14 protein-coding genes are annotated in these 19,038 nt (G+C 68.6%); 5 read left to right on the top strand and 9 right to left on the bottom strand.

Features of this window, described 5'->3' with window-relative positions:
- The first annotated feature begins 105 nt into the window (after positions 1 to 105).
- The gene (locus AB0F51_RS21150; protein ID WP_360282352.1) at positions 106 to 1,332 is read left to right on the top strand and encodes a hypothetical protein; all 1,227 of its coding nucleotides are present in this window, start codon (positions 106 to 108) and stop codon (positions 1,330 to 1,332) included.
- 21 nt (positions 1,333 to 1,353) lie between these two features.
- On the opposite strand, the gene AB0F51_RS21145 is transcribed toward AB0F51_RS21150, so the two are convergent.
- The 6 genes from AB0F51_RS21145 to AB0F51_RS21120 all read right to left on the bottom strand — a co-directional run bounded on the left by AB0F51_RS21145 (position 1,354) and on the right by AB0F51_RS21120 (position 10,432).
- Entirely contained in the window at positions 1,354 to 1,626 is a 273-nt protein-coding gene (locus tag AB0F51_RS21145; protein WP_360282350.1) for a muconolactone Delta-isomerase family protein, read from the bottom strand.
- Positions 1,627 to 1,992: 366 nt separating this feature from the next.
- Entirely contained in the window at positions 1,993 to 4,680 is a 2,688-nt protein-coding gene (gene ppdK / locus AB0F51_RS21140) for a pyruvate, phosphate dikinase (RefSeq protein ID WP_360282348.1), read from the bottom strand.
- Between the two features lie 310 nt (positions 4,681 to 4,990).
- Positions 4,991 to 6,955 carry a VWA domain-containing protein gene (locus AB0F51_RS21135; protein WP_360282346.1) on the bottom strand — a complete coding sequence of 655 codons (1,965 nt, stop codon included), beginning with the start codon at positions 6,953 to 6,955 and terminating at the stop codon, positions 4,991 to 4,993.
- A 1-nt stretch (position 6,956) separates the two neighbouring features.
- A complete protein-coding gene (locus tag AB0F51_RS21130) occupies positions 6,957 to 8,354 on the bottom strand; it encodes an ATP-binding protein (protein WP_360282344.1) in 1,398 nt (465 codons plus the stop codon).
- A gap of 48 nt (positions 8,355 to 8,402) precedes the next feature.
- Positions 8,403 to 9,677, bottom strand: a complete 1,275-nt coding sequence (locus tag AB0F51_RS21125; protein ID WP_360282342.1) for a serine hydrolase domain-containing protein — start codon at positions 9,675 to 9,677, stop codon at positions 8,403 to 8,405.
- A gap of 23 nt (positions 9,678 to 9,700) precedes the next feature.
- Positions 9,701 to 10,432 carry a Clp protease N-terminal domain-containing protein gene (locus AB0F51_RS21120; RefSeq protein ID WP_360282340.1) on the bottom strand — a complete coding sequence of 244 codons (732 nt, stop codon included), beginning with the start codon at positions 10,430 to 10,432 and terminating at the stop codon, positions 9,701 to 9,703.
- 76 nt (positions 10,433 to 10,508) lie between these two features.
- On the opposite strand from AB0F51_RS21120, the gene mug reads away from it, so the two are divergent.
- Positions 10,509 to 11,015: a G/U mismatch-specific DNA glycosylase gene (gene mug, locus AB0F51_RS21115; protein WP_360282338.1), complete on the top strand. Its 507-nt coding sequence runs from the start codon at positions 10,509 to 10,511 to the stop codon at positions 11,013 to 11,015.
- Position 11,016: 1 nt separating this feature from the next.
- Here mug and AB0F51_RS21110 read toward each other — a convergent pair whose 3' ends face one another.
- Complete coding sequence (locus tag AB0F51_RS21110; RefSeq protein WP_360282337.1) at positions 11,017 to 11,955, bottom strand: alpha/beta hydrolase; 939 nt, start codon at positions 11,953 to 11,955, stop codon at positions 11,017 to 11,019.
- A gap of 112 nt (positions 11,956 to 12,067) precedes the next feature.
- On the opposite strand from AB0F51_RS21110, the gene AB0F51_RS21105 reads away from it, so the two are divergent.
- From AB0F51_RS21105 to ligD, 3 genes are all read left to right on the top strand, one after another.
- Positions 12,068 to 12,640 (top strand): TetR/AcrR family transcriptional regulator, encoded by a 573-nt coding sequence (locus AB0F51_RS21105; RefSeq protein WP_360282335.1) that lies wholly within the window; start codon positions 12,068 to 12,070, stop codon positions 12,638 to 12,640.
- A 25-nt stretch (positions 12,641 to 12,665) separates the two neighbouring features.
- Positions 12,666 to 15,989, top strand: coding sequence for a hypothetical protein (locus AB0F51_RS21100; protein ID WP_360282333.1), 3,324 nt, complete (start codon positions 12,666 to 12,668; stop codon positions 15,987 to 15,989).
- 112 nt (positions 15,990 to 16,101) lie between these two features.
- On the top strand, positions 16,102 to 17,067 hold the full coding sequence (gene ligD / locus AB0F51_RS21095) for a non-homologous end-joining DNA ligase (RefSeq protein WP_360282331.1): 966 nt from the start codon (positions 16,102 to 16,104) through the stop codon (positions 17,065 to 17,067).
- A gap of 129 nt (positions 17,068 to 17,196) precedes the next feature.
- Here ligD and dusB read toward each other — a convergent pair whose 3' ends face one another.
- Both dusB and AB0F51_RS21085 read right to left on the bottom strand, forming a co-directional pair.
- Positions 17,197 to 18,318 (bottom strand): tRNA dihydrouridine synthase DusB, encoded by a 1,122-nt coding sequence (gene dusB, locus AB0F51_RS21090; RefSeq protein ID WP_360282329.1) that lies wholly within the window; start codon positions 18,316 to 18,318, stop codon positions 17,197 to 17,199.
- 5 nt (positions 18,319 to 18,323) lie between these two features.
- Entirely contained in the window at positions 18,324 to 19,037 is a 714-nt protein-coding gene (locus tag AB0F51_RS21085) for a hypothetical protein (RefSeq protein ID WP_360282327.1), read from the bottom strand.
- Between the last annotated feature and the right edge of the window lies 1 nt (position 19,038).

The raw sequence follows: 19,038 nt of genomic DNA, 5'->3' as shown, positions 1-19,038 counted from the left end.
CCGATCCCAGCGTAGCCAATGTCACGACGCACCGGCCGCCAACCCTCGGTGAAACCCCCGCGTCCTAGAGTTAGCCCACCCCCGACCGCCCGGAGAGGACCATCAATGCCCGACGACGTCACGATCTCAGGGGTGACCGAGTTCGAGGCGGAGTCCTGGCCGCTGGAGGCGGCCGCCGAAGGCCTGCACCAGGTCATCGACGGTTTCCAGAACGGGGACACCCGTCCGCTGGTGATCGGCGACGGCGACCAGCCCGTCCTGGTGGTGCTGGCGATCGCCGACCTGGCCGACTTCCGCGCCCGGATCGCCGACCTGCTGGGCAACCCGGTGGACGCAGGCTGGTTGCGCTACTACCTGCGCTCCAACTTCGACATGAGCTCGGAGACCCTGGTCGAGCAGCTCGGCGTCGACACCGACCACGGGCTGTCCTCGCTGGCCAGCCAGGTGAACGTCGAACAGGCCGCCAAGCTGTTGCCGGACCACGTACGCCGTACCGAGGCCGGCGGCAACCCGCTGATGCTCATCGGCGACGGCATGCTGGCGACGGCGGCCCTGATCGCGTTCCCCGCCTTCTCCGTGCTGCTCGCGATGGAGAACGCGGGCAAAATCGAGGACGACTCCTGCGCGCACGACGAGGAGGAGAAGCCGACCACGCCGCTGGAGGTGCTGGCCGAGCGGCTCGGGCCCGTCTCCACCCAGCTGGTCGCGCAGATCAACGCCGGCCGCGAGCCGGGGCTGCCGAAGTACGACCTGCATTTCGAGGACGACCTGGTCGAGCACCTGCGCGATCTGGAGAAGCGGGCCCAGGCGGCACCGGGTGGTGGCGCGCACGACGAGCTGCGCGACCTGCTGCACTCGTTCGACCAGATGCGCAGTGGCGAGCTGGCCGAGGAAGAAGAAGAGCTCGAGGAAGCCGAGGCGCCGTACATCGAGGTGACCGACCTGCAGGCGGCCTTCCACGAGGTCCGGGACGCCTTCCGCTCCGGCGCCGACGATCCCTACCTGGTCGGCATCGACGGGAGCCCGCTGGCCGGGCTGATCTCCTACGACCTGTACGAGATGCTGCAGAAGGTGTCGGTCGAGATGGACGGCACCGACGAGGCCCCGGTGCTGCCGCTGCCCGCGCCGCGCTGGGAGAACGGGCCGGAGCTGCTGCCGTTCGAGGCCGCGGTCGAGGTCTGCCCCGCCGTCATCGAGGATCTGTCCAACGGCGAGGCCTCGATGCTGTTCGTCGCCGACGACGAGACGGGCGAGCCCGAGATGGTGCTCGCACCGCTCGTCTGGCTGTGGGCCTACGTCGACCACCTCGAACTCGAACCGACCGACGCCTGACCGGTACTGCGGTCCGCGGGCTCAGGCCGGCGGGAACAGCTTCTGCCACTCCTGCAGCGTGACGATCTCGTAGACGTCGGCCGCGGTGTACGGGTCCTTGGCGATGATGTCGCGCACCTCGGCCTCGTCGGCGACGTCGTAGATCAGCACCGCACCGGTCTGATCGGTGAACGGTCCGGCGGTGTGCAACTTGCCGGCGGCGTACAACTCGGCGAGGTAGTCACGGTGAGCCGGGCGGACTTCCATCCGGCGCTCGGGATCGGTGAACTTCAGCTGGAGCACGAAAAGGGCCATGACCTCAACCCTATCGAGGGAGGTCACGGCCGTCTTCCTGCGGACGTTTGGTGCGGGAAGGGAGTCACGAGCCGCCACGGCGGCTGGTTCAGGTCGGACCCGAAAGTCGACGAGTGATCGCCCTTCCCGCTCGGTTATTTTGACCACCCCAGCCCCCGGATGCAAGACCTTGGTTAAGGAGATTTGCAGCAGACAGTTCTGCTACCTCACGCTGCGTGATTGCGCTTTCCGCCACTCCGGTGAGAGCGCGGACACGGCCGCACAGTCGGTCACGCCGCTCCGATGTCAAGGCCTCTGCACCTTGCTGCAAATCTCATCCCCGAACCAGAAACAGGGTGCCCGCGACGGCCGCGGGCACCCCGCAGGTCAGGTCAGGGTGGCGCGGCCTGCTTCTAGGCGGGCTACTGGGATTCGGAAGGGGGAGCAGGAGACGTAGTCGAGGCCTACCTCGTGGAAGAAGTGGATGCTGTCGGGGTCGCCGCCGTGTTCGCCGCAGATGCCGAGCTTGAGGTCCGGCTTGGCGGCCCGGCCCTTCTCCACGCCGGTCCGGACCAGCGAGCCGACGCCGTCGCGGTCGATCGACTCGAACGGGGAGACCGCGAAGATGCCCTTCTCCAGGTACCGGGAGAAGAACGCGCTCTCGACGTCGTCGCGGCTGAAGCCCCAGGTCGTCTGGGTCAGGTCGTTCGTGCCGAACGAGAAGAAGTCCGCCGCTTCGGCGATCTGGTCCGCGATCACCGCGGCGCGGGGCAACTCGATCATCGTTCCGATCGGCGTCTTCCACTCCACTCCATCGGCACCCCCGGCGCCGTCGGTGGTCCGGTCGACCTCGGCCAGCACCTTGTCGACCTCGTCCCGGACCAACTGCAGCTCCTGCACCGCGCCGACCAGCGGGATCATGATCTCCGGACGCGGATCCTTGCCCTGAGCCCGCAGCTCGGCGGCAGCCGAGGCGATAGCGCGCACCTGCATGGCGAACAGACCCGGCACTACGAGGCCAAGGCGGACGCCGCGCAGCCCCAGCATCGGGTTCTGCTCGTGCAGCCGCTGGACCGCCGCGAGCAGCAGCTTGTCGCGACCCGGCTCCTCACCGCGCTCCTCGGCCAGGGCGACCTTGACGGCCAGGTCCTCCATCGACGGCAGGAACTCGTGCAGCGGCGGGTCGATCAGCCGGATCGTCACCGGCAGGCCGTCCATGGCCGACAACAGTTCCAGGAAGTCCCCACGCTGCAACGGCTCCAGCTCGGCCAGCGCCGCTTCGCGCTCACCGTCGTCGTCGGCCAGGATCAACCGCTCGACGGCCTCCCGCCGCTCCCCCAGGAACATGTGCTCGGTCCGGCACAGACCGATGCCCTCGGCACCGAACCGGCGGGCCCGGGCAGCGTCGTCCGCGGTGTCCGCGTTCGTCCGTACGCCGAGCCGCCGGATCTCGTCCGCATGCCGGATCAGCCGGTCCACCGACGCGACCAGTTCGTCGCCGGCGTCGGCCGCCAGCGACCCTTCGAAGTACTGGACGACCGGTGACGGGACGACCGGGACCTCACCGAGGAAGACCTCGCCGGTGGTGCCGTCGATCGAGATGACGTCGCCCTCGGAGATCGTTTTGCCGTTCACCTTGATCTTGCCGGCGGCAACATCGACGTCGAGCTCCTCGGCGCCGCAGACACACGTCTTTCCCATGCCCCGGGCAACGACCGCCGCGTGCGAGGTCTTGCCGCCGCGGCTGGTCAGGATGCCCTGGGCGGCGATCATGCCATGCAGGTCGTCGGGGTTGGTCTCCCGGCGGACCAGGATGACCTTCTCCCCCTTGTCGGCCGCCTCGACGGCTGCCTTGGAGGTGAACACGACCTTGCCAGAGGCGGCACCCGGCGAGGCCCCGATCGCCTTGCTGACAAGGTCTTTCGCGGCGTCGCTGTCGAACCGCGGGAACATCAGCTGGGCCAGTTGCGCGCCCTTGACCCGGCGCAACGCCTCGTCGGTGTCGATCACGCCTTCGTCGATCAGGCTGGTCGCGATCCGGAACGCCGCCCCCGCCGTCCGCTTGCCGACCCGGGTCTGCAGCATCCACAGCTTGCCGCGCTCGACGGTGAACTCGATGTCGCACAGATCGCGGTAGTGGCTCTCCAGCTTGGCCATGATCGCCATCAGTTCGTCGTACGACGTCTTGTCGATCTGCTCGAGATCGGCCAGCGGGACCGTGTTGCGGATGCCCGCGACGACGTCCTCGCCCTGGGCGTTCTGCAGGTAGTCGCCGTACACGCCGGGCTGGCCGCTGGACGGGTCGCGGGTGAACGCGACTCCGGTCCCGGAGTCCATCCCGAGGTTGCCGAACACCATCGAGCAGATGTTCACCGCGGTGCCGAGATCGGTGGCGATCCGCTCCTGGCGGCGGTACAGGATCGCCCGCTCGGAGTTCCAGGAGCCGAAGACGGCCTCGATCGCCAGATCCATCTGCTCGCGCGGGTCCTGCGGGAACTCCCGGCCGGTGTGCTGCTTGACCGCGGCCTTGAACTTCCGCACCAGCTCCTGCAGGTCGTCGGCGTCCAGGTCCAGGTCGTTCTTGGTGTTCTTGGCCTTCTTCGCCGCCTCGATCGCGTCCTCGAAGACGTCGCCTTCCATCCCCAGCACGGTCTTGCCGAACATCTGGATCAGCCGGCGGTAGGCGTCCCAGGCGAACCGCGCGTTGCCGGACTGGTGCGCAAGGCCGTTCACCGAGTCGTCGTTGAGGCCGACGTTGAGAACGGTCTCCATCATGCCGGGCATCGAGACCGCGGCGCCGGAGCGGACCGAGACCAGCAGCGGGTCGTCGGCCTGGCCGAGCTTCTTGCCCATCTTCTGCTGCAGGGCGTCGACGTGGTGGTCGATCTCGTCTGCCAGCTCGGGCGGTACCGAACCGGTCGCCAGGAAGACCTTGCACGCTTCGGCGGTGATGGTGAAGCCGGGCGGTACCGGCAGGCCGAGGTTCGTCATCTCGGCGAGGTTGGCCCCCTTGCCACCGAGAAGTTCCTTCATGCTCTTGTTGCCTTCGGCGAAGTCGTAGACGAGTTTCGGCACAGTGACTCCCTGAGGTTTGGGCGGCTCGACTGGTCGCGGCGTGATGACCGCTGGCCCGACGACACCAGTGGCGGGGGCGTCTTTTCAGGGTAAGGCAGAAAAACAGTCCAGTTGAACACTGGTCTCACGTTCGGATCGTGACGCTGCCCACACAAAACAGGCGGAAAGCCCTTGCCTCATTGACAACGCAGGACAAACGCAGGTTTTCCCGTGGAAACACGAAAGCAGGCGCATACCCACCTTCGAGTCGGGGTACACGCCTGCTTTCAGGTTCGCCAAGAGCTGCTGACAGCTCAAGGCCAACCGCTGCTCAGAGCCGTCGACGGGTCCTGAGGTAGTCGCCGACGACGGCTGCGCCGAGGCCGTCCGCATCGGGGGCCAGTACGCGCCCACCGCTGCGCCGGGCGAGCAGGTCGACGAAGGCGTTCAGCCGCGGATCGTCGCCGAGCCGGAAGATCGACAGCGAGGCGCCGAGCTTGGTCAGCCGGTCCACCTCCGCGACCGTCTTGCGCAGGGTCGCTGGGCGAGGTGGGTAGTCGAACTCGGCCGTGCCGTCCGGTTCCAGGTGAGCCGTCGGCTCCCCGTCGGTGACCATCAGGACCACAGGCTGCGCGTCCGGATGACGGCGCAAATGCCGGCCGGCCAGCAGCAGGGCGTGGTGCGCGTTGGTGCCCTGCTCCCAGGTGCCCTCCATGCCGATGAGCTGCGGCAGCTCGATCACTCCGGCGTACCGGCCGAAGGTGATCAGTTGGAGCGCGTCGTTGCGGTAGCGGGTCGAGATGAGCTGGTGCAACGCGAGCGCCGTCCGCTTCATCGGCAGCCAGCGGCCTTCCTGCACCATCGACCACGACGTGTCGACCAGCAACGCGACAGCGGCCCGGGCCCGATGCTCAGTCTCGGCAATCTCCACGTCCGCCACGTCGAGCCGCACCGAACCATCGCGCCTAGCCCCGGCAGTTCGCAGTACTGCGTTGCGAACCGTCCGTGGCACATCCCACGGCTGGGTGTCGCCGAACTGCCAGACCCGGGTGGACCCACTCAGCTCGCCTGCCGCGCCCGCCGACGCCGCATCACGCTCACCCGACTGACCACGAGCAGTTCGCAGTACGTCGGACAGCGCCGTCTGACCGAGTTGCCGCAACGCCTTCGGAGACAACTGCAACGTCCCGTCCGGCGCCCGCTCTAGTAGGCCCTGGTTGCGCAATTCGCGCTCGAGCTCGGACAGGCGCCGCGCGTCGACGGTCGCCTCGTCACCGAGTTGCCGGGTCAGCGCGTCGAGATCGATGTCCTCCAGGCGCGCACCCGGATACGACTGGGCCAACTGCTCGGCCAGCGCGTCCAGCTCCGCGAGATCGGACATCGCCCGGGCACCCTCGGCCAGCCCGAGCGGATCGTCACCGCTCATCCGCTCGGATCCGGACCAGTCCTCACCCGGCCGCAGCGCCTGCAGCTGGGCATCGAGATTCGCCAGCTGCTGGGACAGCTGAGGATTGCCGAACGCCTGCTGCGAGAGCTGAGCCAGCTCGGCCCGCTGCTCCGGCGTCATCGAGTTGAGCATCCGTTGCGCCGCGGCCGCCCGAGCAGCCAGGACGTCGATCAACTCGTCGACCGTGCGCGGGTTCTCCGGGAAGAACTCGCCGTGCTTGGCCATGAACTCAGCGAAGAGCTGATCGATCTGCGGATGCCCCTGCGCATGAGCCGCGAGCAGCGCATTGAGATCGGACAGCATCTCGTTGATCCGCTCGACGTCCTCGGGCGTGGTGTTCTGCAGCGCCTCCTTCATGCCCTCAAACCGCGACCCGAGCAGCTCCCGGCCGAGCAGTTCCCGGATCTCCTCGTACTTCTGCCGGGCCTCACTCGACTGCCAGTCGTAGTTGGCCAGCTCCCGTACTGCGGCCGCCGTACCGGACGGCAGCGCGTCGAGCTGCATCTCGCGGAACCGGGCATCGTCGGAGGGGTTCGGGAACAGGTCACGCCGCTCGGCCTCGAGCGCTTCGTCCAGCAACCGTTGCACGTCGCGCAAGGTGCCGTCGAGGTTGTGACGGCGCTGGATCTCCCGGCGCCGCTCCCACAACCTCCGGGTCAGGTCGTCGAGCCCCTGGGTGTTGCGAGTCCCGCGCCGCAGCAACTCCTCCAGCGCGGACCTCGGTGACGAACCGGCCATCACATCCCGGCCGAGTTCGTCCAGCGCGTCCCGCAGGTCCACCGGCGGGGCGAGCGGGTCCGGACCCTCGTGCCAGGGTCCGTACGACCAGCCTTCGGGTAGGACGGACATATCAGGCCCCGTAGACCGTGGTGTCGTTGTCGGCGTCCTTGGCCAGTCGTTTGGACAGGTAAAGGGCTTCGAGAGCGAGCTCGACCGCCGCCGCGATCCGGCCGGGCGAATCGTTGGGCTCGACACCCGCGCGCGCCGCCACGTCGTGCAGCACCGGCAGCTCGGGAAGAGCCGACAGTACGTCGCGGCCGGGGATCCGCTCGCCCGTTGTCACCAGGTGGCCTTGGGCAACGGCATCGGCCAGCGGGGTGAGGTCGAGCCCGGCGAACCGCTCGCGAGCGGTGTCCGCGACGGACCGGCGCAGCAGGTATTCGAGCAGCTCCGTCTCGCGCCCTTCCTCACCTGGCTCGAACTCCAGCTTGCCCCGCAGTACGGCGGGAACAGCCTCGAGGTCGACCGGGCGAGCGACGGCCGGCTCCTCGCCGGTGATGGCCGACCGGCGCAGCGCGGCGGCCGCGACCGTCTCGGCGGCGGCGACCGCGAACCGGGCCGAGACGCCAGATCGCTGGTCGATCGCCGTCGACTCGCGCAGATGCCGGACGAAGCGCGCGAGCACCTCCAGCAACGGCTCCCCCACCTCGGCGGTGAGGTGACTCTCCTGCCGTACGACGTCCACCTCGGCGTCGATGTCGAGCGGGTAGTGGGTCCGGACCTCGGCGCCGAAGCGGTCCTTCAGCGGGGTGATGATCCGGCCGCGGTTGGTGTAGTCCTCGGGGTTGGCCGTTGCCACCAGCAACACGTCGAGCGGCAGCCGCAGCGTGTACCCGCGGACCTGGATGTCGCGCTCCTCCATCACGTTGAGCAACGCGACCTGGATCCGCTCGGCCAGGTCGGGCAGCTCGTTGATCGCGACGATGCCGCGATGCGCGCGCGGCACCAGGCCGAAGTGGATCGTCTCGGGATCACCGAGGCTGCGCCCCTCGGCGACCTTGACCGGATCGACGTCACCGATCAGGTCGCCCACCGAGGTGTCCGGCGTCGCGAGCTTCTCGGCGTACCGGAGGCTGCGGTGCAGCCAGGCGACCGGCAGGTCGTCGCCGAGCTCGGCCGCGCGCCGCTTGGACGCGGGCGTGATCGGGTCGAGCGGGTGCTCCGGCAGCTCGGCGCCCTCGATCACCGGAGTCCACTCGTCGAGCAGACCGATCAGGGTGCGCAACAGCCGGGTCTTGCCTTGTCCTCGCTCACCGAGGAGTACTACGTCGTGCCCGGCGAGCAGGGCTCGCTCGAGCTGGGGAATCACTGTGCGGGAGAAGCCGACGATGCCCGGCCAGGGATCGCGACCGGCGCGCAGCTCGGTCAGCAGGTTCTCGCGGATCTCGGCCTTGATCGTGCGGGGGACGTATCCGGCAGCGCGAAGCTCACCGGCCTTACGGGGAAGATCAGTGGGTGCACTAGTCACCCTGACGACGTTAGCTCGCAACTCCAGCGGACGCCCGCGATATCTGAATCACTCCTTTCGCGGAGTCACCCGGCCGGAGGTGAACAGGTACGTCGGGGTGAACGTCATCGGCACCCAAGGCTGGTCGGGTGCGCTGCGCGTGACGAAGTGGTTGCCATCGGCCGGGGCGGTGGGATGAAGCTCGTACTCGACCACGGGCTCCTCGGCGACGGCCAGTCGGTCGCCCGTGGCCCGGTAGGTCATCACCAGACGGTTGTCCCGGCGCTCGACCTCCAGCCGAACTCCTGCCCGCTCGTAGACGCCGACGTGCTGGTCGCCACTTTCGGCACCTGCGATCGGCTCGGGCCGCGGCGGCGCGCCCACCCCGACGTAGTCGGTGAACACCTCGGAGACGAGTTGGTCGAACAGAGCCGGGGCGTTCACCGAATTGGTCAGCAGACAGACGGCCAGCCGCGCTTCCGGGTCGATCCGGAGGAAGGCGAGCTGCCCGATCGTGGTGCCGTCGTGGCCGAACAGTTTGCGGCCCGACCAGTCGTAGAGGCGCCACGCCGTACCGATCGCCTCGACACCCTCGGCTCCGCCGGGAAACGGGACCTGTGGCGCACGCATTTCGGCGTACTGGTCGAGGTGGAGTTGGGCGAACTTCAGCAGGTCGCCGGCGCTCTGGGTGACCAGGCCGGCGGGGCCGATGCTGCGCGGGAGATTCCAGGTCTTCACCGGTACGCCGTCCGCCATGTGACCGAGGGCGGACCGGTGCAGGATCGCATCCTCCGGCAGCGTCATCGTGTGTTCGAGACCGAGCGGCTCGACCAACCGGGCTTGCAGCGACGCGTCCCAGGTGCGCTGGTCGAGGACCTCGATGAGCCGGCCGAGCACGACGAAGCCGGCGTTGCAGTAGGAGTACGCCGTACCGGGGTCGAACAACTGGTCTACCTCGCCCAGCAGGCCGACGTACCGCTCCACGCAGTCGTCACCGCGACCGGTGTCGATGAAGACGTCTCCATCGAGTCCGCTCTGGTGCGTCAGCAGGTGCCGGACGGTGATCCGCGCATCGATCGGCGCCCCGGGCAACAACCTGACGACGGTGTCGTCCAGATTTAGCTTGCCCTCGGCAACCAGTTGGGTGATCAGCGTCGCGGTCCAGATCTTGGAGATCGACCCGACCTGGAAGACCGAGTCGGCTGTCACCTCGAGGCCGGTGGTGCGATTCAGTACGCCGTACGGCGCGACCAGTTGCTCACCGTCGGCCCAGATCCCGAGGACCGCGCCGGGCACTCCGGTCGCGGTGGCCAGCTCTGCCAGGCGAGAGGTCCAGTCGGGCATACGGCCAACCTACTTCCTTCCACTCACCTCTTCTTGGTGATCTCGTCGATCGCGCCGCGAACCGCGTCGGCTGCGGCCGGTTCGTCCAGGCCGAGCTCGCGCAGGACCTCCGTCGCGATGCTGGCCGAATCGCGGTAGAAGGCGAGCAGCAGGTGTTCGGTGCCGATGTAGTTGTGGCCGAGCACCATCGCCTCGGCGACCGCGCCCTGCAGGACATGCGCGGAAAGCCGGGTGTACGGCGGGTTCTCGGCGGCCAGCGCTGCCTCGACATCTTTCGGCGTACCGGCCGCCTTGGCCGGGCTCCTCGTCGCGACGGCCTCGTGGACCGCCTGCTCGGTGATGCCGTTCGCGGTGAGCACGCGGGTGGCGATCGAGTCGGGCTGGGTGAAGAGGGCGAGCAGCAGGTGTTCCGTCCCGATGAACGGGTGGTTCAGGTTGCGCGCCACCTCCTTCGCGCTGTCGAGGACGGCCCTGGTGCGCGGGGTGTAGCGCTCGATGGCGGGCTGCATGGTCCAGGAGTCGGCGAAGCGCTTGTGCGCGGCCTGCTTGCTGACGCCGAGCACTGTGCTGATCTCGACCCACGACCGGCCGGCGCCGCGAGCCCGGTCGACGAAGTAGCCGAGTGCCGCATCGCTGGTGCTGGTCAGTTCGTTGATGGTGGCCGCGGCGGTGCCGAGCTGGTCGAGGACGTCGTCACTGCCGGCGTCCGCGCGGATGGTGTCGATGAGTTGCTGCAGATCGGGTCCGGGAGTCATATCGTCAACCCTAGGTTGACGATTGCCGATCGTCAACCCCGAGTTGACGATGACTCGAGGCGGTTAGGGTTCAGGGATGCAAGAAGTGGCTGATGTGATCGCGCCGGGCCTGCGGGTCTTGTTCTGCGGTATCAATCCGGGCCTGGTGTCGGCGGCGACCGGACACCACTTCGCCCGGCCGGGGAACAGGTTCTGGCCGGCGTTGCACCTTGCGGGCTTCACGCCGCGGCAGTTCCGTCCGGACGAGCAGAAAGAGTTGCTGGAGCTCGGATTGGGGATCACGAACGTCGTCCCGCGCCCATCGGCCCGGGCTGACGAGTTGACCAAGGCCGAACTGATCGCCGGTGGCGAACAGCTGGTCGAGAAAGTGCTCGAGTACCAGCCCCAGTGGCTCGCCGTCGTCGGCGTCACGGCGTACCGGGACGCCTTCGGCGAACGCAAGGCCGCAATGGGCGAGCAGACCAGACGGATCGGCGAGACGAGGGTCTGGATCCTGCCCAACCCGAGCGGCCTCAACGCGCACTACACCCTCCCCAAACTCGCCGCCACCTACGCCGAACTGCAGAGGGTCAGCGGCGGCTAGTTCAGGCGAGCGCCTTGCGGAGGGTGTCGATGGCGAGGTTGATGGCGGCTTCTGCGGCGTGGGTTTCGCGGAGGGCGTCGACCATCACGAAGTCGTGGATGATGCCGCCGAACCGGACCGCGGTGACCGCGACGCCGGCCTCGCGGAGCTTGTCGGCATACGCCTCGCCCTCGTCGCGCAGTACGTCGGCCTCGCCGGTGATGACGAGCGCGGTCGGCAGTCCGCGGAGCTGCTCCAGGCCGGCTCGCAGCGGTGACGCGGTGATCTGGTTCCGCTCGGCCTCATCGGTCGTGTACTGGTCCCAGAACCACTTCATCCCTTCGCGCTGCAGGAAGTAGCCCTCGGCAAACTCGTGGTACGACGCGGTGTCGAACGACGCGTCGGTGACCGGGTAGAACAGCACCTGCTGGTTGAAGACGACATCCCCGCGCTCCTTGGCCAGCAAGGTGACCGCGGCCGCCATGTTGCCACCGACGGAGTCGCCGGCGATCGCCAGCCGGCTCGCGTCCAGCTCGTGGTCCTTGCCGGAAGCAACGATCCAGCGGGCGGCCGCGTAGTTCTGCTCGAGCGCGACCGGGTACCGCGCCTCCGGCGACCGGTCATACTCCGGGAAGACCACCGCCGCGCCGGCCCCGACGGCCAACTCGCGGACCAGCCGGTCGTGGGTGTGCGCGTTGCCGAAGACCCAGCCTGCGCCGTGGATGTAGAGCACCACCGGCAGCGGGCCGGTGCTTCCGGCCGGGCGGACGATCCGGACCTTCACGGTGCCGTCACCGTTCGGGACGGTCACCCACTCCTCGTCGACCGCGAGCTTCGGGTAGTCGGTGGTCTGCACCTCGTCGACCGCCTTGCGGCCGTCCTCCGGGGCGAGCTGGAACAGGAACGGCGGGACGCTGGTGGCGTCGGCAAAACCTTGGGCGGCGGGCTCGAGGACGGTCATCGAAGTACTCCCTCTGAGAGATCCAGGACGGAGAACGAGCGTTCTCCGTCGATGTCCAGTACTGTAGGAGAACGATGGTTCTCAGCGCAAGTCGAGTCCGGAGGCAGGAGCTATGACGATCGACACAGCGACCGCGCAGCAGCAGGTGCTGGACGCCGCGGACGCGCTGTTCTACGAGCGCGGCGTGCAGGCGGTCGGGATGGACGCCATCCGGTCCGCGTCCGGCGTCTCGCTGAAGCGGCTCTACCAGCTCTTCCCGTCCAAGGACCACCTGATCGAGGCGTACCTGGACAAGCGCGACCAGCAGTGGAAGACGATGCTGGCCGAGCACGTCGACGCCGCCACCGACCCGCGCGAGCGCATCCTGGCCGTCTTCGACTTCCTGCACTCCTGGTTCCTGGAGAAGAGCTTCCGCGGCTGCGCCTTCATCAACTCCTTCGGCGAGCTCGGGACGGTCTCACCCCGCGTTGCCGAGCTGGCCAGGAAGCACAAGGCAGGCTTCCGCGATGCCCTCACCGAGCTGGCCGCGGCGGCTGGTGCCAGCGATCCACAACGACTGGCGGATTACCTGATCCTGCTCAGCGAGGGCGCGATTACCACGTCGGCGTTCTCCGAGTCACCCGAACCGGCCACCCGCGCCCGCGAAGCCGCACAACTCCTGATGGACGCGAATCTGCCCTCCTGACTCCCTGGTTGGGCAGGATGTGGGGATGCGAGCGACCGCACTGCTGAAAGCCCTCGACCGGCTCCCGTACGGCGAACGCGTCCGCCTGGTCGCGCAGGAGGCCACCCGCCTGCGCGGCACCCCAGAACTGACGGCACTGATCTCCGAACTGGACCAGGGCGACCTGTTCGCGCGGACCATCGGCCTCCAGCTCGCGCAGATCGCCGGGGACGTCGACCACGTCACCAAGCTCCTCAGTGACCCGCTGCTCCAAGGCCGCGCGCTCGCCGCCGCCGGACGCGGCGTACCGGTCTCTGACGACGCACTGCATTCCCTGTACGCCGATGCGCCCGCCGCCTTGCGGACCCGCATCCTGAGCGTTATCCGGCGCACTCGGCGCGAGAGTCTCGCTGCCCGACTGATCGAGGATCAGCGCCGGCAATGGGGTGATCACGCCGCCGCCGGTCTGCTCAGCAGCGCGGACCGGGCCACCGTCGTACGGCTGCTGCCGGAGCTGGCCTACACCTTGTCCTCGGGCGAGTGGGGACGCCTGGCCGCTCGCCATCCTGAGGCGGTGCTCGACTACGCCTTCGCGACCTTGCCCAGCGACGCCGACCGGCAGGAATGGTGGAACAGCGTCGGCCACGGCGCCATGAAGGTGATCGCTGAGCACCCCGCGCGGGTGCTCGAGTTGCTCCGTGCCGCCCTCCCCCAGCACGAACTTCCCTGGGCCGTCGTCGAGGTGATCGGCCAGCTCACTGAGCTCGATCCGGCCGGCCTGCTCGCGATCCTGCTCGCTCCCGATCGCGCCTCGACCGTGCATCGCGCCCTCACTCCTGCCCTGCGGCGGAGGCTGCATCGGTTCGCTGACGAGGACCTGATCGCGCTCGGACGCACTCTCTGGCCGAACGTCGAGGGCCTGCTCGGCGACCTCGCGCCCTCGCGACGGTCGGCGATCTTCGCGGCCGTCACGTCCAGTGTCGAACTCGGCCAGACGGTCCTGTCCGGAGAACTGCTCGCCGTCCTCCCCCTTGCCGTTCGCGAGGAGCACGCCCGGCGGATGCTCGAGCTTCCGAAGGTGCGTGAGGACCTGCACACCCGCTGGCAGCTCACCGCCTACCTCCCGTACGCCGAGGCCTTCGCAGTACTCGAGCCGGAGGCCGGTCGCGCCGAGGCCGACGACCGCGCGGCCGTCTACCGTGCAGTCATTGGAAGCGCGGGCCACTCTCGCCAAGCGGATTCGATCGAGCATGCGCTGTCGTGGGCGACCAGGGTTCGCAACGACCAGGACCCGGTCCGGGCGGCGGTGCTCGGCGCGGCCGCCGACTTGCCGCCGTCCCTGCTGACCGATGCCCACGTCGGCGCGCTGCAGATCCTGCTGACCGACACCCTCGAAGCCCGGGACGCGTCCTGGCAGTCGCGCGGATCGCTGAACCAGCTGGCCGAGAAAGCCGTCCGGCAAGGGGCCCTGGGCAACCATTTGGCCTTGCTCGAGTGGGGTCTCCAGGCCCACGCGCGGCTGACCGAGAACACCGGCACGGTCAGCCTGTACGGGTTGATCAACGGCCTGCCCCGCGGTCGCGAGGTCGCCGTCTACGAAGCCCTGCGCCCGTACGTCGAGGCCGGCGCCAAGCGACGTGAGTTCTCGCTCGCCTTCGCCATTGCTCAAGCGTTCGGCCGCCGTGGCTGGACCAACGAGCACCTGCACGGCGTACTGGAGAAGGCGGTCTGGTCGAACCAGGAGTACACGGTCGACCAAGCTGCTCGGCTGTGGCTGCAACCGCCCGCGACCCGTGCCGAACGAACCGGCCAGATCATCCAGCGCGAGGTCGGAATGGCCCGCTGGGACTCGGTCTGGCTGGCGGTCACCGAGGTCCGCACCGACCTCCTCGACCGGGTGCTTGCCAAGCCGAAGCGCATCCGCCGCTTCTCCCGCAACTACGCCGCCTGGCAGGTCTCCAGCCTCGCCCTCCGAAGCTGGCTCCCCCGCCAGCACAGCCAGTACGCCGTACTGGTTGCTGCGGCCGCCAACGATGCCGAGATGCCCGAGTGGGCTCGGGCAGCGGCGGTCTCGACACTGGGCCGCATCCCTGGCGTCGGCCGGGCTGCTGTCGAGCCGTTCCTCACCAGCGACCGGGTGCTCTTGCAGGAGGCGGCTCTTGGCGCACTGGCATGGACCGACCAGCCGGAGCTCGCACTGCCGGTCCTGCTGAGCCACGCGGGCGATGACCGGGCGCGGGTCGCTCTCTACGGGGCCAGTCGGGCTGCGCGGTTCGTCAGGCCGAGCCTGCTTGCCGAGACGTTCCGGCCGGTACTCGTGGGCGAGCGGATGAAGGTGACGTCCCGCAAGGAGGCTGCGCGGCTGCTCGGCGTACTGCGTGCGCCGGGAGCGAGCGAAGTACTGGCAGAGGCTTGGGCGGATGCGCATCGGGATGTGCGAGCTGCTATCGCCAGTACGGCGTCACAGCATCTGCTGCATGAGCCGGCGAGCTGGGCGCTGCTGCAGGAGGCTGTGCACGATTCGGCCACTACTGCGACAGTGCTGGTGCAGCGGGCGCCGGCGACGATGGCTGCGGAGTACAGGTCTCGCTATGCCGACCTGCTGATCGCCGTGACCAACAGGCCGGAGCCGGAGGTCGTGCGGCTCGCACTGCTTTCGCTGTCGAGGTGGGCGCGCTACAACCCGGCCGCTACGCCGGTGTGTGCGGGGTTCATCACTGATCTCTCGATCCGCAATACGACGTGGAGTGATGCCACCACTGCGCTTGTTGCCATTGCCGCTACCGGTGAAGGCCTTGACGAGCTGGTGTCGGTCGTCAGGCTGTTGGTTCGGCTGGAGAGCAACCCTGAGGTCCCCAATGCGACAGCGGACCGGGACCATCCGGCGCGGCAGCGGTTGGCTGCTGTGGTGACACGGCTGACGGCTGCTCTCAGCGCGCGGGAGGCGCAGGCTCGCCGGGCGCTTCCGCTTGTTGCTGGTGAGTTGACTGCACCGGAGTACCTGGGTCTGCGCGTTCGTCTGCTGATCTATGCGCTGCAGTGGAAGGCGCCTCACGAGGAACTGACCGCAGTAGCCGACCTGCTCGCCGATCGGCCGCTGGCGGTGTCGGCTGCCGTGGGGCAACTCAGCACGCGGTTGTCGAACGCCCAAGCGCAGTGGACCTCAGCCGATGTCCTCGCGCCCGCCAGCCAGCTCGCCGTCACCGCCCGCGCTGTTGACGGCCTGTTCGCATTGACCCTGACAGCAGCGGCGACAACCCGCACCGGCTGGTCGCCTGCCTGGCGAGAACTCCTGGCAGACCTCCGCAACCACCCGTCGCCCGACGTCGTCCACGCAGCACTTGACCTGGTAACAGCCCCGGAGGGCTAGCCGTGGTCCGCGCCGGCTGGCGAGCTTGGGGTGGTGTGTTTACAAGCGGAAGGCACGCCGAGCCGGGCGTTATCCACAGGTGGTTGCCTCTGTCAGCGCCTAGTCTCCTGTTATGGCGAGCAAGCCGGATGAGGTGCGTGACGGAGTACCGCTGACCAATCTCGATCAGCCGTTGTTCGACGGCGCCGAGGCGACGAAGCGGGATCTGGTCGATTATCTGGACGCGGTACGTGAGGTGATGCTGCCTGGGTTGGCAGAGCGGCCGTTGTCGGTGATCAGGGTGCGGCCTGGGCAAGAGCCGTTCATGCAGAAGAACGTTCCGAAGTACACGCCGGAGTGGATCCGGACGGTGCCGGTGTGGGCTGAGGCCTCCAAGCGGGAGATCTCGTACGCCGTGTGCGACGACCGGAAGACCCTGCTCTGGTTCGGCAACCAGCGTGCGGTGGAGTACCACCCGACGCTGATGCGGCTGGATCGGCAGGATCGGGTCACCCATCTCGTGCTCGACCTCGACCCGCCCGAGGGCGAGACCTTCGAACTTGCGGTGAAGGCCGCGCTGCTGGTGCGTCAGGCGTTGACCGACTCCGGCCTGGACGGTGCGGTGAAGACGAGTGGCGCCAAGGGTGTGCACGTCTACGTGCCGATCGACGACATAGCGACGATCGAGGAGGCCGCCGCCGCGACCCGGGCGATCGCCGCGCGGGCCGAGCGGATCGATCCGGCGCTGGCGACGACCGCGTACGTGAAGGAAGAACGGCACGGCAAGGTGTTCGTCGACTCCACCCGGGCCGGTGGCGCGACGGTCGTCGCGGCGTACAGTCCGCGGATCCGCCCGGGCACGACGGTTTCCTTCCCGGTCGGCTGGGACGACCTGGAGCAGGTCAGCCCGCGCGACTTCACCGTCCGTACGACGCCCGGCCTGCTGAGCACGTCCTGGGCAGACCAGCTCCCGGCTCCGCAGACCCTCCCCGCAGACCTCATCGAGGAAGGCCACACCATCCCGGTCGCCCGAGTGGTCGCGATGCACGAAGGCAAACGCCGCAAGGCTGCCGCCCGCAAAGCCGCCGCCGACGAGTAGGCGCCCGCGACGGGTCGCCGAGGTTCGGCCGGCCGACACGGGTCGGCTCCACGCCGACCTGCACCCCGCACAGGTTTGGGCGGGCACAACGCTCCAGCCCTGCACACGACTACGGGTGGGGCGAACTGGTCAGCCGCCGGAAATTCCTATTTCGGCTTCTGCCATGTCGGTGTGGAGGCCATCGGTGTCGTCCAGCCAGCCGTGTGGGAGGACTACGTGGTCGCGGGGGCTGCCTTGGCGGCCTCGGGGGGAGCCGAGTTCTTGGACCGGGAAGGGGGCGGTGGGGTCTAGTTGGGAGAGGAGGTCGTCCAGGCGCTCCAGGGAGTCGACCATGCCGAGGGCTGCCCGGAGTTCGCCGCCGGCGGGGAAGCCCTTCAGGTACCACGGGACGTGTTTGCGGAAGTCGCGCAGGCCGCGTTGCTCGCCCATCAGGCCGGCCAGCAGCTCGCCGTGGCGGCGCATCACAGTGGCGACCTCGCCGAGGGTCGGCAGGTTGAGTGCCTCGCCACCCGCGAAGGCAACCGCGAGATCGCGGAACAGCCACGGCCGGCCGAGGCAACCACGTCCGACGATCACACCGGCGCACCCCGTTTCGGCGACCATCCGGAGTGCGTCGGACGCCTCCCAGATGTCGCCGTTGCCGAGCACCGGGATGTTCACGTGCTCGACCAGCTCGGCGATCTTGGTCCAGTCGGCCTGGCCGGAGTACGCCTGCGCCGCGGTCCGGCCGTGCAGCCCGATCGCGGCCGCGCCCGACTCCTCGGCGATCTTGCCCGCGTCGAGGTACGTCTGGTGTGCGCTGTCGATCCCGATCCGGGTCTTCATCGTGACCGGGATCCCGTACGGCGTCGCCGCCCGCACCGCCGCGGTCAGGATCGCGCCGAGCAGATTGCGCTTCCACGGCAGCGCCGCGCCACCGCCCTTGCGGGTCACCTTCGGCACCGGGCAGCCGAAGTTGAGGTCGACGTGCGCCACGCCGTACTCCGCGCAGAGCAGCTCCACCGCGCGGCCTACGTACACGGGATCGACGCCGTACAACTGCACCGAGCGGACCGTCTCGCGCTCGTCGAACGTCAGCATGTCCAGGCTCTTCTGGTCACCCTCGACAATGCCGCGCGACGTGATCATCTCGCACACGTACAGTCCCGCGCCCTGCTCCGCACACAACCGCCGGTACGCCGCGTTGGTGATCCCCGCCATCGGCGCGAGCACCACTGGCGTGTCGATCGTGAGGTCGCCCAGCTTCAACACGGGAATCAAGCCTTCGAAACGAGGATCTGGCCGTTGCCGGAAACCTGCGCACGGTAGGGCTCGACGGCGTTCGCGGTCGTCGTCACGTCGCACGAGATCGGCTGGCCGGCGGGAGCGACGATGGCGACGTCCTCCATCGTGCAGGTCACCTTTGCCGCGCCGGGCACGGTCCGCAGTACGGCGTCGACCACCTTCGGCCGCACGATCGCGACCTTCTCCGAGGTGAACTTGTACGACGCGGTGTACTGCTTGGCGTCGACCGTCAAGGTGCCCTCGTACGGCTGGCCGGCGTACTTCACCGTGCACTTCAGGGTGTGCTTGCCAGGCGTCTCGGCCTTGTCGAGGCCCGGGCAGCTCACCGTCGTGGTCGCCGCGCGGCCCGCGGTCACCTGCGCCTGCTTGGCGATCGCGAAGCGGATCCGCTGGGCCAGCGGCGCGTCGGACGCCGGCTCACCCTTCACCGAGGGCGTCGGCCACGGCTTCGAGGGCTTCGGCAGCGGAGTCAGCGACGGCGTCGAAGCGGTCGGGATCGGGGCGGAAGAAGACGGTGCCGAGGGGCCCGTCGAGCCTGCCGTCGTCGGGTTGCTCGCCGGCGGGTTGTTGCCGGCTTCCGGCGGGCTGTCGGAGCAGCCCGCGACCAGGAACACCACCAGAGCGCTCACTCCGAAGACCGTCAGGCCGAACTTGGTGCGGCCCGGCGTCAGCAAACCCCGCAGCATC

Source organism: Kribbella sp. NPDC023855 (assembly GCF_040639475.1).
Classification (GTDB): Bacteria; Actinomycetota; Actinomycetes; order Propionibacteriales; family Kribbellaceae; genus Kribbella.
This window is presented reverse-complemented; position numbering and strand designations above follow the sequence as displayed.

What these genes read in the sequence shown, in the direction of transcription:
- AB0F51_RS21110 (WP_360282337.1), bottom strand. Translation starts at nt 11,955, where the DNA reads ATGACCGTCCTCGAGCCCGCCGCCCAAGGTTTTGCCGACGCCACCAGC.
- AB0F51_RS21100 (WP_360282333.1), top strand. Translation starts at nt 12,666, where the DNA reads ATGCGAGCGACCGCACTGCTGAAAGCCCTCGACCGGCTCCCGTACGGC.
- AB0F51_RS21120 (WP_360282340.1), bottom strand. Translation starts at nt 10,432, where the DNA reads ATGACTCCCGGACCCGATCTGCAGCAACTCATCGACACCATCCGCGCG.
- mug (WP_360282338.1), top strand. Translation starts at nt 10,509, where the DNA reads ATGCAAGAAGTGGCTGATGTGATCGCGCCGGGCCTGCGGGTCTTGTTC.
- AB0F51_RS21135 (WP_360282346.1), bottom strand. Translation starts at nt 6,955, where the DNA reads ATGTCCGTCCTACCCGAAGGCTGGTCGTACGGACCCTGGCACGAGGGT.
- AB0F51_RS21125 (WP_360282342.1), bottom strand. Translation starts at nt 9,677, where the DNA reads ATGCCCGACTGGACCTCTCGCCTGGCAGAGCTGGCCACCGCGACCGGA.
- AB0F51_RS21150 (WP_360282352.1), top strand. Translation starts at nt 106, where the DNA reads ATGCCCGACGACGTCACGATCTCAGGGGTGACCGAGTTCGAGGCGGAG.
- AB0F51_RS21105 (WP_360282335.1), top strand. Translation starts at nt 12,068, where the DNA reads ATGACGATCGACACAGCGACCGCGCAGCAGCAGGTGCTGGACGCCGCG.
- ligD (WP_360282331.1), top strand. Translation starts at nt 16,102, where the DNA reads ATGGCGAGCAAGCCGGATGAGGTGCGTGACGGAGTACCGCTGACCAAT.
- AB0F51_RS21085 (WP_360282327.1), bottom strand. Translation starts at nt 19,037, where the DNA reads ATGCTGCGGGGTTTGCTGACGCCGGGCCGCACCAAGTTCGGCCTGACG.
- AB0F51_RS21145 (WP_360282350.1), bottom strand. Translation starts at nt 1,626, where the DNA reads ATGGCCCTTTTCGTGCTCCAGCTGAAGTTCACCGATCCCGAGCGCCGG.